General features: G+C 72.3%; 14 protein-coding genes. 8 read left to right on the top strand and 6 right to left on the bottom strand.

What is annotated here, in order from left to right; genetic code table 11:
* Window positions 1–12: 12 nt before the first annotated feature.
* Complete coding sequence (locus tag JRG78_RS01700; protein WP_259607278.1) at window positions 13–954, top strand: LysR family transcriptional regulator; 942 nt, start codon at window positions 13–15, stop codon at window positions 952–954.
* A 37-nt stretch (window positions 955–991) separates the two neighbouring features.
* Here the strand turns inward: JRG78_RS01700 and JRG78_RS01705 are convergent, their stop codons facing one another.
* The 3 genes from JRG78_RS01705 to JRG78_RS01715 all read right to left on the bottom strand — a co-directional run bounded on the left by JRG78_RS01705 (window position 992) and on the right by JRG78_RS01715 (window position 2,880).
* Complete coding sequence (locus JRG78_RS01705) at window positions 992–1,399, bottom strand: VOC family protein (RefSeq protein ID WP_259607279.1); 408 nt, start codon at window positions 1,397–1,399, stop codon at window positions 992–994.
* 224 nt (window positions 1,400–1,623) lie between these two features.
* Window positions 1,624–2,034 (bottom strand): VOC family protein, encoded by a 411-nt coding sequence (locus tag JRG78_RS01710; protein ID WP_259607280.1) that lies wholly within the window; start codon window positions 2,032–2,034, stop codon window positions 1,624–1,626.
* Window positions 2,035–2,112: 78 nt separating this feature from the next.
* A complete protein-coding gene (locus tag JRG78_RS01715) occupies window positions 2,113–2,880 on the bottom strand; it encodes a siderophore-interacting protein (RefSeq protein ID WP_259607281.1) in 768 nt (255 codons plus the stop codon).
* Window positions 2,881–2,981: 101 nt separating this feature from the next.
* On the opposite strand from JRG78_RS01715, the gene JRG78_RS01720 reads away from it, so the two are divergent.
* The 4 genes from JRG78_RS01720 to JRG78_RS01735 are packed head-to-tail and all read left to right on the top strand — an operon-like array spanning window position 2,982 to window position 6,819.
* Window positions 2,982–3,980 (top strand): siderophore ABC transporter substrate-binding protein, encoded by a 999-nt coding sequence (locus JRG78_RS01720; RefSeq protein ID WP_259607282.1) that lies wholly within the window; start codon window positions 2,982–2,984, stop codon window positions 3,978–3,980.
* Window positions 3,981–4,038: 58 nt separating this feature from the next.
* Window positions 4,039–5,022 (top strand): ABC transporter permease, encoded by a 984-nt coding sequence (locus tag JRG78_RS01725; protein ID WP_259607283.1) that lies wholly within the window; start codon window positions 4,039–4,041, stop codon window positions 5,020–5,022.
* Window positions 5,023–5,041: 19 nt separating this feature from the next.
* Window positions 5,042–6,067 (top strand): iron chelate uptake ABC transporter family permease subunit, encoded by a 1,026-nt coding sequence (locus JRG78_RS01730; RefSeq protein ID WP_259608238.1) that lies wholly within the window; start codon window positions 5,042–5,044, stop codon window positions 6,065–6,067.
* Window positions 6,064–6,819: an iron ABC transporter ATP-binding protein gene (locus JRG78_RS01735; protein ID WP_259607284.1), complete on the top strand. Its 756-nt coding sequence runs from the start codon at window positions 6,064–6,066 to the stop codon at window positions 6,817–6,819. Before JRG78_RS01730 ends, JRG78_RS01735 begins: the two co-directional genes overlap by 4 nt.
* 7 nt (window positions 6,820–6,826) lie before the next feature.
* Here the strand turns inward: JRG78_RS01735 and JRG78_RS01740 are convergent, their stop codons facing one another.
* Together JRG78_RS01740 and JRG78_RS01745 are read right to left on the bottom strand one after the other, a co-directional pair.
* Window positions 6,827–7,807: a DNA-3-methyladenine glycosylase family protein gene (locus JRG78_RS01740; RefSeq protein WP_259607285.1), complete on the bottom strand. Its 981-nt coding sequence runs from the start codon at window positions 7,805–7,807 to the stop codon at window positions 6,827–6,829.
* A gap of 99 nt (window positions 7,808–7,906) precedes the next feature.
* Window positions 7,907–8,605, bottom strand: coding sequence for a winged helix-turn-helix domain-containing protein (locus tag JRG78_RS01745; protein WP_259607286.1), 699 nt, complete (start codon window positions 8,603–8,605; stop codon window positions 7,907–7,909).
* 349 nt (window positions 8,606–8,954) lie between these two features.
* Here JRG78_RS01745 and JRG78_RS01750 point away from each other — a divergent pair, with 349 nt between their 5' ends.
* The 3 genes from JRG78_RS01750 to JRG78_RS01760 all read left to right on the top strand — a co-directional run bounded on the left by JRG78_RS01750 (window position 8,955) and on the right by JRG78_RS01760 (window position 13,580).
* The gene (locus tag JRG78_RS01750; protein WP_336297698.1) at window positions 8,955–9,263 is read left to right on the top strand and encodes a GNAT family N-acetyltransferase; all 309 of its coding nucleotides are present in this window, start codon (window positions 8,955–8,957) and stop codon (window positions 9,261–9,263) included.
* A 102-nt stretch (window positions 9,264–9,365) separates the two neighbouring features.
* Window positions 9,366–10,532: an exonuclease SbcCD subunit D gene (locus JRG78_RS01755; RefSeq protein ID WP_259607287.1), complete on the top strand. Its 1,167-nt coding sequence runs from the start codon at window positions 9,366–9,368 to the stop codon at window positions 10,530–10,532.
* Between the two features lie 9 nt (window positions 10,533–10,541).
* Window positions 10,542–13,580 carry an AAA family ATPase gene (locus JRG78_RS01760; RefSeq protein WP_259607288.1) on the top strand — a complete coding sequence of 1,013 codons (3,039 nt, stop codon included), beginning with the start codon at window positions 10,542–10,544 and terminating at the stop codon, window positions 13,578–13,580.
* Here JRG78_RS01760 and JRG78_RS01765 read toward each other — a convergent pair.
* Complete coding sequence (locus JRG78_RS01765; RefSeq protein WP_259607289.1) at window positions 13,577–14,170, bottom strand: phosphorylase family protein; 594 nt, start codon at window positions 14,168–14,170, stop codon at window positions 13,577–13,579. The two genes, JRG78_RS01760 and JRG78_RS01765, sit on opposite strands and share 4 nt — an antisense overlap.
* Between the last annotated feature and the right edge of the window lie 33 nt (window positions 14,171–14,203).

Genomic DNA, 14,203 nt, shown 5'->3' on the forward strand with positions numbered 1-14,203 from the left:
TATGGTATCGACATGAACCTGGAGCAGCTGCGGAGCTTCGTCGAGGTCGCGCACCTCGGGCACTTCACCCGGGCCGCCGAACTGCTGCATGTGACACAGCCCTCCCTGAGCCGACAGATCTCGACCCTGGAGCAGGAGCTCGGCTCGGAGCTGTTCCACCGGGCGCGCGGCAACATCCGGCTGACCGCCGCAGGCGAGGCGCTGCTGCCGCGGGCGAAGCGGATGCTCGCGGATGCCGACGCGATCCGCGCGGAGATGGCGGAGCTCGCCGGGCTGCAGCGCGGCCGCGTGCGGCTGGGCGCCCCGCCGACGCTGTGCGTGAGCCTGGTCGCCGAGGCGATGAGCACGTTCCGTGCGGCGCATCCGGGCGTGGATCTGCAGCTGACCGAGGGCGGGTCGAATCTGCTGATCGAACAGCTCGCCGGCGGCGTGCTGGACCTGGCGCTCATCACCGCGTCGGCAGGGATGCCGGCATCCGGGACGGCGCTGGTGCGCGTGCCGCTGCTCACCGAGGAGCTCGTGGTCGTCTCGTCCGCGGCCCAGCCGCCCGTGGCCGAGGGCGAGACCGTCGACCTCCGGCGCCTGGCCGGGCTGCCGCTGATCGCGTTCCCCGGAAGTTACGCGCTGCGCGCCGTGACGGATGCCGTCTTCCGGGCGGCCGCGCTGACCCCGTCGATCGTCGTCGAGGGTGCGGAGATGGACACCGTGCTGCGGTTCGTCGAGCGCGGTCTCGGCGTCGCGGTGGTGCCGGCGATGGTGCTCCTCGACCGGCCCGGGCTCCGGTCGGTGCGGCTGGTGGAGCCGACGCTGACCCGCACCGTGAGCCTCGCGCACCGGTCGGACATCACCTCCACGCGGGCCGCCGCCGCGATGCACCGCGTCCTCGTCAGCACCGCGCGGGAGCTCGCCGAGCGGGCCCCGGAGCGGATGCGAGCGGCGGAGGCGCACGCCTGAACCGGAGCGTCGGGCGTCAGGCGCAGGTTCTCTCGCGTCAGTTGTCGATCGCGATCATCCACGCGATCCCGAACCGATCGACGAGCATGCCGAACTCGCCGCCCCACGGTGCGGGCTCCAGGGGCAGGGTCACCGTCGCGCCGTCGCTGAGCCCGGTCCAGATCGCGTGCAGCCGGTCGCTCTCGGATCCGCTGACCGACACCGAGACGCCCTGCGGCTCCCGATACTCCATGCCGCCCGGCGTGTCGGACGCCATCAGCACCATGCCGTCGTCGGTGGTGAGCTGTCCGTGCATGACGAGCTCGCTCTCGCTCGGGTCGTAGCCCATGTCGGGCATGGAGCCGAAGGTCATGATGTCGAGCGAGCCGCCGAGCACGTTCTGGTAGTACTCGAGGGCCACGCGGGCGTTGTCGCGGAACGTGAGGTAGGGGTTGAGGGTGGGCACGTCGGGCTCCTTCGACGAACGGATGCCGCGGCAGGCCGTCGCGGCACGCTCAGTCTCATCCCGGGGGCGGGGCGGCGCAACCCTTCGTCGCCGCCGCATCCGGGTCCGGCGGAGCCGTTGTTCACGCCGCCATCCATCGAGACTACTGTCCTGGCATGAGACTGCACGACAGCCGTGAGGTTTCGTGCTGAAAGATAAGTCTCGTCGGCGGGGCGGTGCGCGGGCTACTCGCGGAGTTCGGCCGGCGGGTTGTGCATGAACTCGATGCGGATGCCGTTGTCGTCCTCGACGAACGAGGCGTAGTACCGGTCCGAGAACCGGGGGTACGGCTTCGGCTCGCGCACCACGTGCCAGCCGGCGTCGACCGCGACCCGGTGCAGACGGTCCACCTCGTCGCGGGAGTCCATCGCGAACGCGAGGTGCTGCCAGCCGACCCGTCCGTGCCGGTGCGGTCCGGAGTCTGTCTCGCGCGGGGCGTAGATGATGATCTCGGTCTCGTCGCCGCAGTGCCACGAGATCCCGCCCTCCTCCTCGGTGCCGAGCGTGTACCCGAGAGCCTCGATCACCGGGCCGAACTGCGCGTGTCCCCGCTCGATGTCGTCCACCGTGATGCCCAGATGATCCACAAGCGCCATGCATCCAGTCTGCGCGATCCCCCGGGCGCGGGAGGAACCGCCGCGCCTGGCGGTCTCGCCTGGCGCGGGCAGCGGGTCTCAGTGCGGGGCGTGGTACTCCGCCTCGCCGCGCTTCCAGTAGCCCTTCACGACCGCATTCGCCGGGTCGACGCCCCAGCGCTCCAGCAGTGCACGCCCCGGCTTGACGATCTGCTGCTCGGCGGCGATGAAGCAGAACGGGTCCGCGCCGACGGCATCCGTCGCGCCGAGCCCCTCGAGGAAGGCGATCAGCGCCGAGCCGGCCGGCGCGTCGCCGCGGTGCAGCCACTCGATCGCGACCGGGGCGTCGATGTCGACCTCGTCCGCGGGAGTCGCCGTCTCCACGACGATGCGCGCGGGGGCATCCGCGGGGATGAGCGCGGCGAAGCGCCGGATCGCCGGGATCGCCGTCTCGTCGCCGACGAGCAGCCACGATGAGGGCGTGCCGGTCAGCACCGCAGAGCCGCGCGGGCCGCCCACGCCGATCACGGAGCCGATCTCCGCCGTGGCCGCCCAGCGTGCGGCCACGCCCTCGTCGCCGTGCACCGCGAATTCGACGTCGAGCCAGTCCTCGCCCCACGCGAGCGGGGTGTACTCGCGGCTCGGCGCGGCCCGCATCTCCTCGATCGAGGACACCGGGCCCTCCGGGAAGAACAGCCGCATGTGGTCGTCCGCGCCCAGCGAGGCGAAGCCCGCCAGCTCCGGTCCGGTCAGTTGGACGCGCACGTAGTTGGGCGCGAGCCACTCCCGTGCGCCCAGTGCCACGGAGCGGAAGCGGAGATCGAGGCCGCGGCGCTCGAGCGAGAAGCCGGATTTCGTGGATCTCATAAAGTAAGGCTAACCTACATTCGAGTCGCGGCGGGGTCGCCTCGCACCGGCTCGATCGGCGCTCTTCGCGCACCAACACACAGCAGAACAGGAGTCTCTCCATGTCCGTGCCCAGAATCCTCACCGCCACCGGTCTCGGTCTCGTGACCGTTCTCGCCCTCGCCGGCTGCTCCGGTCAGGCGGCCACCGAACCCGAAGAGAGCACGCCCGCGGCGGGCACGGTCACGGTGGAGGACAACAACGGCACGCAGAAGATCGCGGCGCCCCCGGCATCCGTCGTCGCCACCGACAACCGCACCTTCCAGACCCTGTCCGACTGGGGCATCGAGCTCTCGGCAGCCGCCGTCTCGCTGATGCCGGACACCGTCGGCTACGTCGACGACGAGGGCATCGTCGACCTGGGCACGCATAACGAGCCCGACCTCGAGGCCGTCGTCGCCGCCGACCCCGACCTCATCATCAACGGGCAGCGCTTCGCCCAGTACCACGCCGACTTCGAGGAGCTCGTGCCGGACGCGACCGTGCTCGAGCTCGACCCCCGCGAGGGCGAGCCGTTCGACGCCGAGCTGAAGCGGCAGGTCACCGTGCTCGGTGAGATCTTCGGCAAGCAGGACGAGGCGAAGAGGCTCGTCGACGACTTCGAGGCCGCCATCGAGCGTGCGAAGAAGGCGTACGACGACGCCGACACGGTCATGGCCGTCACCACCTCCGGCGGGCAGATCGGCTACATCGCCCCCGCGGTCGGCCGCACCCTCGGCCCCGTGTTCGACATCCTCGGTCTCACCCCGGCGCTCGAGGTGCCGGAAGCGACCGACGACCACCAGGGCGACGACATCTCCGTGGAAGCCATCGCCGAGGCGAACCCGGACTGGATCCTGGTGATGGACCGCGACGCGGTCTTCGCCGATGAGACCCCCGACTACGTGCAGGCCGCCGAGATCCTGGAAGGCACCGAGGCACTCGCATCCGTCACCGCCGTGCAGGAGAGCCAGATCGTGTACATGCCGACGGACACCTACCTCAACGAGGGCATCCAGACCTACACGACGTTCCTCAACGACTTCGCCGACGCCCTCGAGAAGGCCGCGAAGAAGAAGTGATCCCGCCGGCGGCGGCATCCGGCACAGCCCCGGATGCCGCCGCCGCGGCGTCCTCAGCATGACCGCCACCACCGCATCGCCGTCCCGCCGCACCGGGCGGCTCGTCGACGCCCGGCTCCTCGTCGGGGTCCTCGTCGTCGCCGCGCTCCTCGTCCTCTCCCTGTTCACCGGCGTGTACGACATCGCCGGGGCCGCGGACGGCGCGGAGATGTTCCAGATCACCCGCGTCCCGCGCACGATCGCCCTCGTCCTCGCCGGAGCCGCCATGGCGATGTCGGGGCTCGTGATGCAGCTGCTCACGCAGAACCGCTTCGTCGAGCCGACGACGACCGGCACCACCGAGTGGGCGGGCCTCGGGCTGCTCGCCGTCATGGTGCTCGTCCCGCAGCCGTCGATCCCGCTCCGGATGGCGGGCGCCGTGCTGGCGGCCTTCCTCGGAACCATGGTGTTCTTCCTGTTCCTGCGCCGGGTGTCGCTGCGCTCCTCCCTGATCGTCCCGATCGTCGGCATCATGCTCGGCGCCGTCGTCGGCGCGGTCTCCACCTACCTCGCCCTGGCCACCAACACGCTGCAGAGCCTGGGCATCTGGTTCGCCGGCAGCTTCACCTCGGTGCTGCGAGGTCAGTACGAGCTGCTGTGGATCGTGGCCGCCGCCGGCGCGGTCGTCTTCGTCGTCGCCGACCGGCTCACCGTCGCCGGCCTCGGCGAGGAGATCGCGACCAGCATCGGGCTGAACTACGACCGGATCATCCTGCTCGGCACCGTGCTCATCGCGGTGGCGACCGGGGTGGTCACCGTCGTCGTCGGCAACCTGCCCTTCCTCGGGCTGATCGTGCCGAACATCGTCTCGATGGTCCGCGGCGACGACCTGCGCAGCAACCTGCCCTGGGTCTGCCTGCTCGGCATCGCGATCGTCACCGTGTGCGACCTGATCGGCCGCACGATCATCATGCCGTTCGAGGTGCCCGTGTCCCTGATCCTCGGCGTCGTCGGCGCCGCCGTGTTCATCCTGCTCCTGCTGAGGCAGCGTCGTCGTGCCTAGGCCCGTCACCGCCACCGGCATGCTCGCTCCGTCCGGCGTCCTCGCGCGGGCATCCGGCCCGCTCTCCGCGCCCGGAGCGCGACGGCGCTACGCCCTCGTGCTCACCGTGCTCATCCTGGCCGCCGCCGGCTTCGCGTTCGCGCTGCTCGCCGGGGACAATCCGATGCCGGTCGGCTCGGAGGGCTTCTGGCGCATCGCGCATCGCCGGCTCACGAACGTGACGGTGATGGCGATCGTCGCCGTCTGCCAGGCGGTGGCGACGGTCAGCTTCCAGACCGTGACGACGAACCGCATCATCACGCCGTCGATCATGGGCTTCGAGTCCCTCTACCGGGCGGTGCAGACCTCGTCGGTGTACTTCTTCGGGGTCGCCGGCCTCGTGGCCATCCAGGGCCTGTGGCAGTTCGGGCTGCAGATCGCGCTCATGGTGGGTCTGGCCATGCTGCTCTACGGCTGGCTGCTGTCCGGCCGCTACGCGAACCTGCAGATCATGCTGCTGATCGGCATCGTCCTCGGCGGGGGCCTGGGCGCGGTGGCCACGTTCATGCAGCGGCTGCTCACGCCCAGCGAGTTCGACGTGCTCGCGGCGCGCCTGTTCGGGAACATCTCCAACGCCGACGCCTCCCTCCTGCCGCTGGCCGTCCCGCTCTGCGCGGGGGCATCCGCTCTGCTGTGGATGCGTGCGCGGCGTCTGAACATCATGGCGCTGGGGGCCGACACCGCCCGGGCCCTCGGCGTCGACCACCGCAGGGAGCTCATGATCGTGCTGTTCCTCGTGGCGGTGCTGATGGCGACCTCCACCGCCCTGGTCGGCCCGATGACCTTCCTCGGCTTCCTGGTCGCGACGCTCGCCTACCAGGTCGCCGACACCTACGACCATCGGCTGGTGTTCCCGGTCGCGGTGCTCATCGCGTTCACGATCATCGCCGGCGCGTACGTCGTGATGCGCACCATCTTCTCCGCGCAGGGCGTCGTCTCGATCGTCATCGAGCTCGTCGGCGGCCTCGTGTTCCTCATCGTCATCCTCCGGAAGGGGCGACTGTGATCACCATCGACGGCGTGCGCCGCAACTACAGCACCGAGGTCGCGATCGGTCCCGTGGACCTGAGGATCCCGACCGGCGGCATCACCGCGCTGATCGGGCCCAACGGCGCCGGCAAGTCGACGCTGCTGACCATGATCGGCCGGCTGATGGGGATGGACGCCGGCAGCATCGAGATCGCCGGCTACGACGTGACCTCGACGAAGTCGGCGGACCTGGCGAAGATCGTCTCGATCCTGCGACAGGAGAACCACTTCATCACCCGCCTCACCGTGCGCCAGCTCGTCGGCTTCGGGCGCTTCCCGTATTCGAAGGGGCGGCTGAACCGGGCCGACGAGGAGATCATCAGCCGCGCGATCGACTTCCTCGACCTGCGTGAGCTGGAGGACCGCTACCTGGACGAGCTCTCCGGCGGGCAGCGGCAGCGGGCGTACGTCGCGATGGTGCTCGCGCAGGACACCGAGTTCGTGCTGCTGGACGAGCCGCTGAACAACCTCGACATGAAGCACGCTGTGCAGATGATGAAGCACCTGCGCCGGGCCGCCGAGGAGCTCGGGCGCACCATCGTCATCGTGCTGCACGACATCAACTTCGCCGGGCACTACGCCGATCACATCTGCGCCATGAAGGACGGCGGGGTGGTCGAGTTCGGGCGGCCGGAGGAGATCATGACGGATGCCGTGCTCACCCGCGTCTTCGACACCGAGGTGCGGGTCGTCGAGGGGCCGTCGGGGCCGCTCGCGGTGTACTACTGAGTCGCGCTCAGCGGCGGCGGTGGTCCTCCGGAGCCAGCCGGGGCGCGCGCCGGGGCTCGGAGACGCCGGATGCCAGGATGAGCCGGATCACCCGCTGACGGTGGCCCTTCCACGGGGCGAGCAGCTCGAGCATCCCGGCGTCGTCGGTGCGCTGCCCGGTGAGGGCGTAGCCCACCTGGTGCGCGAGATGGAAGTCGCCGACGCTCACCGCATCCGGGTCGCCCAGAGCGCGCACCCGCGTCTCCGCCGAGGTCCACGGGCCGATGCCGTGCAGGCTGGTCAGCACGCGGTCGCGCTCCTCGCCGGTCGCGGCCGCGCGGACCGCGCGCTCGATGCTGGGTCCGCGCATCGCGGCGGCGGTCAGGGTGCGCGACTGCGGCGGCTGCACCCCGGCGCGATGCCACGCCCAGGACGGGATGCGGTACCAGACCTCGGGTGCCGGTGCGGCGAACAGGGGCCGCGGCGTCGGCCCAGGGGCGCGCTCCCCGTAGCTGGAGACGAGCCGGCGCCACGCGCCGAACGCCTGCATGGTGGTGACCTTCTGCTCGAGGATCGAGCAGGCCAGCGCGTCGAAGACACGGTCGGTCCGGCCCAGCCGCATCCCCGGGTTCCGCCGTGCCGCGTCAGCGAGAAGCGGATGCCGGGACACGTCGAATCCGGTCGGATCGTCGTCGGCGCCGCACAGGCGCGGCACGCGATCCAGCGCCTCGCCGGCGCCGGGACCCCAGGCGATGGCGCGGATCTCGCCGCGCGCGGCGCGCAGTTGGAGGGTGGCGATGCCGGCGGCGGTGCGGAACGCCATCCAGATCGCGGGGCCGTCGATCACCATCGTGGGGTCGGTGCCGCCGCGTCGCAGTCTCCCGACGGTGCTGATCAGATCGACCGGATGTGGCGGGCGGTAGACGGCGTGGCGTGCGGGCGTCACGGCCCGCGGCGCAGCATCCGAGGGCGCAGCTGCCTGGGGCGCAGCATCCGCCATCAACGTCATGCGCTCACCCTACGCGCCGCGAGCGACATCCCGTGCATCGTCCGCGCGGGCATCGCCTGCCGGGCGACGTCGACACCCCGTGCTGCCGTCGCCGCGGGATCAGAACCGGTCGGGCGAGGGGGTGCCGTGGCCGTAGCGGATCACGACGTCCGCGTGACGGTCGAAGCGGTAGCCGACGCCGCGCACGGTGCGGACGATGTCCTCGTAGCGCCCGAGCTTCGCGCGCAGCCGGCGCACGTGCACGTCGATGGTGCGCTCGCCGGGGGCCTCCTCGTCGGACGCCTGCCACAGGGCGGCGACCAGCTCGGAGCGCTCGATGGTGCGGCCCTCGCGCAGCACCAGGTACTGCAGCAGTTCGAACTCCTTGTAGGTGAACGACGCGGACTCGCCGTCCAGCAGCACGCGCTTGCGGGAGATGTCGACGACGACGCCGGACTCCTCGTCCTTCTCCTCGACGGTGGCGGCCTTGGCGCGGGCGATCGCGCCGGGCTCCTGCAGGGCGAGGCGCACGACGTCGAGGTCGCGGCCACCCGAGCCGTGCGGGGCGAGGGCGACGGTCGCGTGCGTCTCGGCCTTCGGCGCGAGCTCGGCGAGCGTGCGGCGCAGGGCGTCGACGAGAAGCGGGAGGCTCACGCCGGCCTCGGCGGCCTTGATCTCGTCGATGCCGACGTACAGGGCGAAGCCTCGCGGCGAGCGGACCGAGGGCAGATCCGCGCTCTGCGGGTCGGTGACCTGGCGGACCGGGACGGCGCGGACGGGAGCGGTGGCGGGGCGGTCGAGGAGAGCGGTGTTCGACATGATGATGGGTCCTTGGAGGGGAGGTCGAGCCGTCGGGCTCTGAATGCGTTGCACGAATGACCGGGCGGAGCCGGTGGGAGAGGAGCACAGGGTGGGTGCTCGGGACTCACTCCCCAGAGATGCGGGGAGGGATGAGTCGGGCGGGGAGGTTGCGCCTTAGCAACACATTCGGCAACACATGCCAACGCGGCCGGCCATCATCATGCCGGCAGTCCCGTTCGCCTCCTGGGCGGACATGGGGCGTGCGTTGGTGGTCATGGGTGGGATTATGTCGGATCGTGACCCGCCGTGTCAAAACGTGACGGCCCGGCGCGGGCCCTGCCGCCGCAACCCGGCGTAACGTAGTCGCGTGAGCCTGCCCGCCGACGACACCAGATTCGTGGTCACCGACGAGAAGGACGCCTCGCGCTACACGCTGATGCGCAACGGCGTCCTGGTCAGCGTGCTCGACTACCGCGACGACGGCCGCACGGTAGCCCTGACGCGCGCGTTCACGATCCCCGCCTACCGCGGCAAGGGGTATGCCGCGCAGGTGGTCGCCGGGGCGGTCGCCGACATCGCGGCGCGCGGGGACCGCACGGTGGATGCGGTGTGCTGGTACGTCGCCGAGTGGTTCGCCGATCACCCCGAATACCGGCACCTGCTCCGTCGCGGCTGAAGGATCTCCGTCGGCGCCGTCGCGGGGGTGACGGATGCCCGGTGTCCGGCCTTCGCGGCACGCCTCGGCGGCGATGTCGGAGGCGGTCCGTACCGTGAGGGCATGCGAATCCTGCACACCTCCGACTGGCACATCGGCCGCACGTTCCACGGGCACTCCACGCTCGACGCGCTCGCCGTCGTGCTGGAGGCGCTGGTGCAGCAGGTGCGCGAGCACGCCGTGGACGTGGTCGTCGTCGCCGGCGACGTGTTCGACTCGGCCACGCCCGCGGCGGCCGCCTACACGCTGCTCGACGAGGCGATGGCCTCGCTGCACGAGACCGGGGCGACCGTGATCGTCACGAGCGGGAACCACGACTCCGCTGCGCGGCTCGGCTTCCGTTCGCGACTGCTGCGCGACGGCATCCACGTCCTCACCGATCCCCGCACCATCGCCACCCCGGTCACCGTGGCCGACGAGCACGGGCCGGTGCACTTCTTCGGCATCCCGTATCTGGAGCCGTCGATCGTGCGCCAGCACTGGGCGCACGGCGAGGACGGCCCCGTCCTGCGCACACAGGCGCAGACGATGTCGCACGCCATGGACCTGGTCCGGGCCGGCATGGACGCGCATCCGGGGCGTGCCGTCGCGATCGCGCACTGCTTCGCGGCGGGGGTGGACGCCACCGCCGGGCTGGAGCGCGAGGTGCGGCAGGGCGGGCTGGACGTCGTCCCGCTCGCGGCCTTCGATGGCCCCGACTATGTCGCTCTGGGGCACATCCACGGCCGACAGCAGGTCAGTGACCGGGTCCGCTACTGCGGGGCTCCGCTGCACTACAGCTTCGGCGAACAGCACAAGGAGCGCGGGTCGTGGCTGGTCGAGCTCGACGCGGACGGCCTGGCCGGCGTCGAGTGGCTTCCGCTGCCCGTGCCGCGGGCGCTGGTGACGCTCACCGGCACGCTGGACGAGATCCTCACCGCGGCGAACGCGGACGCGCACGCGGAGAGCTGGGTGTGCGCGGTCTACACCGACGCGCTGCCGCAGCACGAGCCCATGCGCCGGCTGCGCGAACGGTTCCCGTACTGCGCCATGGTGCAGCACCAGCCGTCGGCCCGGCCGGCGGCGGACGAGCGGTCGTATGCGCAGCGCCTGCGCACCGCCGTGACCGACACCGAGCGGATCGAGGCGTTCCTGGTGCACGTGCGCGACGGCGCCGGGCCGACCGAGCGGGAGGCGGAGCTCATCCGCGACGTGCTGGACGACCGGGTGCGCGCCGAGGCGCTCATCTGAGGGACGCGGATGCGACTGCACAGACTCGAGGTCGAGGGGTTCGGCCCGTTCCGGTCCCGGCAGGTGGTGGACTTCGACGCGTTCGCCGACGACGGCATCTTCCTCATCGGCGGTCGCACCGGCGCCGGCAAGTCCAGCATCCTGGACGCGGTCTGCTTCGGCCTGTACGGCGGCGTCCCGCGTTACGACGGCGGCGAGAAGCGGCTGCGCAGCGACCACTGCGAACCGGACGACCCGACCTCGGTCGCAGTCGAGTTCAGCACCGTCGCCGGCCGGTTCCGGGTGACGCGCTCGCCCTCCTACGAGCGGCCCGCCAAGCGCGGGGGCGGCATGACGACGCAGGCGCCGTCCGCCTCGCTGGAGGAGCTCACGGATGCCGGGTGGGTGGGCCGGGCCGCGCGCGTCGTCGACGTCGCCAACGAGCTCGCCGACATCCTGCAGCTGTCGCAGGAGCAGTTCCTGCAGGTGATCCTGCTGGCGCAGAACCGCTTCGCCGACTTCCTCCTCGCCGACAGCAGGGAGCGGCAGAAGCTGCTGCGCCGGCTGTTCGGCACCGAGCGCTTCGAGGACTACCAGCAGCGGTTCGACGAGCGGCGGCGCCTCGCCGAGCAGAGCCTCGCCGCCCGGCGCGCAACGATCGAGGCCCGGCTCGAGGAGGCGGAGCGGATCGCGACGGATGCTGAGCTGTGGGGCGACTCCGGCCCCGCGGCGGGCGGTGCGACGACCGAGGAACGGCTCGAAACGCTGCAGCGTGCCCTCGCCCGGGCGGAGTACCGGGCGGAGCGGCTCGCCGCCGAGCGCGCCGACGCCGAGAAGCGGCTGGAGGCCGCGGATGCCGCGCTCACCGAGCTCACCCGGCAGCGGGAGGCGCAGACCGAGCGCGACCGGGCGCGCGCGGCTCTCGCCGCGCTCGACGCCCAGGCCGACGAGATCGCCGCGGACCGGCGGCGCCGCGACCTCGGCCGGGCCGCCGAGGCGCTGCGCGGTGTGATCGCCGCCGCGCGGAGGGCGCAGGCCGCGCTCGCCGACGCCGAGCGCGGCGAGTCGGAGGCCCGCGACGCTCTGCCTGCCGCGGTGGCGGCGGCGTGCCGGCAGACGGAGACCGACGGCGACCTCCCGCCGGCGGCCGAGGGGAGCGGGGACGTCACCCGGCTGCGCGCCTTCGCTTCGGACCTGACACGGGAGAGCGGAGCGTGGCAGCGCGCCGCCGAACTGGAGCAGCGGAGCGCCGACCGTGAGCGCGAGCTCGCCGAGGCCGAGCAGGAGGCCGCGGCGGCGGGGGAGCGGATCACCGCTCTGCAGGCCGAGCGTGCCGAACTCCCCGGCCGCATCGCCGAGCTGACCGCGGAGCGCGACGCCGCCCGGCGCGCCGGAGATCGTGCCGAAGACCTCGCCCGGGCGGTCGAGGACGCCCGCACCTGCCGGGCGGCCGCGGCCGAGGTGGCGCGCCTGGACGACGAGATCGCGGCGGCCGAGCGACGGCTCGCCGAGCTCACCACCGCCCATGCCGAGGCGCAGACCGCGCTCGCCCGCCTGCGCCAGCGGCGGCTGGACGGATTCGCCGGCGAGCTCGCCACCGCGCTCGTCCCCGGTGAGCCCTGCGCCGTGTGCGGGGCGACCGAGCATCCGTCCCCGGCCGAGCACGCCGATCCCGTCTCCGCCGAGGACATCGCGGACGCCGAGGCGCGCCGCGACGACGCCGCCCGGGCCGAACGGCAGGCGGAGAGCAGGCTCGGCGAGCGGCGCGCCGAGCGCGCGGCCGCCGCGGAGCGCTCACGGGGCCTCAGCCCGTCCGCGGCGGAGGCCGTGCTCGAGACGGCATCCGCCGCGCACGCCGAGGCCGAAGCCGCGGCCGAACGCGCCCTCGCCCTGGACGCCGCCCTGGCCCGGTGCACCGCTCAGGCCGAGGACGTGGAGCGCCGGCAGACGGAGGCCGCCCAGGAGCAGGCCGCGGCGCGGGAGCGGCTCGCCCTCCTCCGGCAGACGGCCGAGGATGCCCAGCGGGCGATCGCCGCCGCGCGCGGCGCGCACGCCACCGTCGCCGACCGCCTCGCCGAGGCCGGCGCGCACATCCACGCCGCGACCCGCGCCGCGGACGCCATCGAGGACCGGCTCGTCCGTGAGACCGCCGCCGCCGACGCGGACGCCGATCTCGCGGCGGCCCTGGAGACGTCCCCGTTCGGGGACACCGCCGAGGTCGAGGCCGCACTGCTGCCTGCGGCGGAGATCGCCCGGCTGGACGACCGCATCACCCAGCACGCCGTCCAGCGCGAGAAGGAACGCGGCATCCTCCTCGAACTGGAGCTGCTCACCCTGCCCGAGGAGCCGATCGACCTGGCGCCGGCGACGGCCGCAGCCGCGGAGGCCCGCGCCGCCTGGATCGCAGCGGTGGAGGCCGCCGGCCGCATCGACGGCGTGAACGCCGCCCTCGCCGCGGCCATCGACGGCGCGGCATCCGAACACCGCGTCTCGGCGGCCGACACGGCCGACTACGAGACGATCCGCGGACTCGCGGATGCCGTCGCCGGCCGCTCCGGCAACACGCACCGCATGAACCTGGAGACCTTCGTCCTGGCCGCGGAGCTCGAGGAGATCGTCGATGCGGCGAACCTGCGCCTGCGCGAGATGTCGTCGGGGAGGTACCGGCTGCAGCACTCGGACGCCCTCGCGGCCCGCGGCGCCGCCTCCGGCCTCGGCATCGTCGTGCACGACGCGTACACCGGGCAGACCCGCCCCGCCAGGTCGCTGTCCGGCGGCGAGACCTTCCTCAGCTCGCTCGCACTCGCCCTCGGACTCGCCGAGGTCGTCACGGCGCGGGCCGGCGGCATCCGGCTGGACACGCTGTTCATCGACGAGGGCTTCGGCTCCCTCGACGCCGACACCCTCGAGATCGCGATGCGCACCCTCGACGAGCTACGGCAGGGCGGGCGCACCGTCGGAGTGATCAGCCACGTCGAGGCCATGCAGGAGCAGATCCCCGCTCAGCTGACGGTGCGCACCCTGCCGGACGGGCCGAGCGTGGTCGAAGCGGCGTTCCGAACGTCCTAGCGCTCTCGCGTGTTCGAGACCTCCGGGGCGTCCTCGAGGCCGTACTCGCGCTTCACGTAGGCCCACAGCTGGGCGCTGCACGCCGCGACCATGTCGTCCCAGATCGTGGTCGCGCCGTCCTTCGCACGGTCCGACACCGCCCGGAGCACCCGGATCGGCACCCCGAACTGCTGTGCCACCCAGACGAACGCGAAGGTCTCCATGTCGACGAGCACGCCGCCGAGCGAGCGGATGCGGGCCACGGCATCCGCGTCGTCGACGAAGATGTCGCCGGTCGCGATCGTCAGCCCCTCGCGTCCCGTCTCCACGCGCGGCGGCAGCGAGACGTGCTGACCGACGATCCCGTCCAGGTCCTGCACGTCGTGCTGGATCGCCGCGCTCACCTCGTACACGTCCGCGGGCAGGTCCTCCTCCACCGCGCCCGCGGTGCCGACCACGAGAACCTCCTCGTAGTCGCCGGCGTCGAGGGCGCGGGTGAGCCCGTACGCCGCCTTGAGCTTGCCGGGACCGGTGACCAGCCGGTCGAAACCGGGGATCTCTGCGGGGAACGCCTGCAGCTCGGATTCGAGGGCGGCGACGAGGAGTTTCACGCATCCATCCTGTCAGGTGGACACTGGTACCAG

Origin of the sequence: Microbacterium sp. EF45047 (genome assembly GCF_028472845.1) — a bacterium.
GTDB classification, from domain to species: domain Bacteria; phylum Actinomycetota; class Actinomycetes; order Actinomycetales; family Microbacteriaceae; genus Microbacterium; species Microbacterium neungamense.

Coding starts and splice junctions, on each gene's coding strand:
- JRG78_RS01755 (WP_259607287.1), top strand. CDS start 9,366: ATGCGAATCCTGCACACCTCCGACTGGCACATCGGCCGCACGTTCCAC.
- JRG78_RS01760 (WP_259607288.1), top strand. CDS start 10,542: ATGCGACTGCACAGACTCGAGGTCGAGGGGTTCGGCCCGTTCCGGTCC.
- JRG78_RS01710 (WP_259607280.1), bottom strand. CDS start 2,034: ATGGCGCTTGTGGATCATCTGGGCATCACGGTGGACGACATCGAGCGG.
- JRG78_RS01740 (WP_259607285.1), bottom strand. CDS start 7,807: ATGACGTTGATGGCGGATGCTGCGCCCCAGGCAGCTGCGCCCTCGGAT.
- JRG78_RS01745 (WP_259607286.1), bottom strand. CDS start 8,605: ATGTCGAACACCGCTCTCCTCGACCGCCCCGCCACCGCTCCCGTCCGC.
- JRG78_RS01715 (WP_259607281.1), bottom strand. CDS start 2,880: ATGAGATCCACGAAATCCGGCTTCTCGCTCGAGCGCCGCGGCCTCGAT.
- JRG78_RS01700 (WP_259607278.1), top strand. CDS start 13: ATGAACCTGGAGCAGCTGCGGAGCTTCGTCGAGGTCGCGCACCTCGGG.
- JRG78_RS01730 (WP_259608238.1), top strand. CDS start 5,042: ATGCTCGCTCCGTCCGGCGTCCTCGCGCGGGCATCCGGCCCGCTCTCC.
- JRG78_RS01720 (WP_259607282.1), top strand. CDS start 2,982: ATGTCCGTGCCCAGAATCCTCACCGCCACCGGTCTCGGTCTCGTGACC.
- JRG78_RS01725 (WP_259607283.1), top strand. CDS start 4,039: ATGACCGCCACCACCGCATCGCCGTCCCGCCGCACCGGGCGGCTCGTC.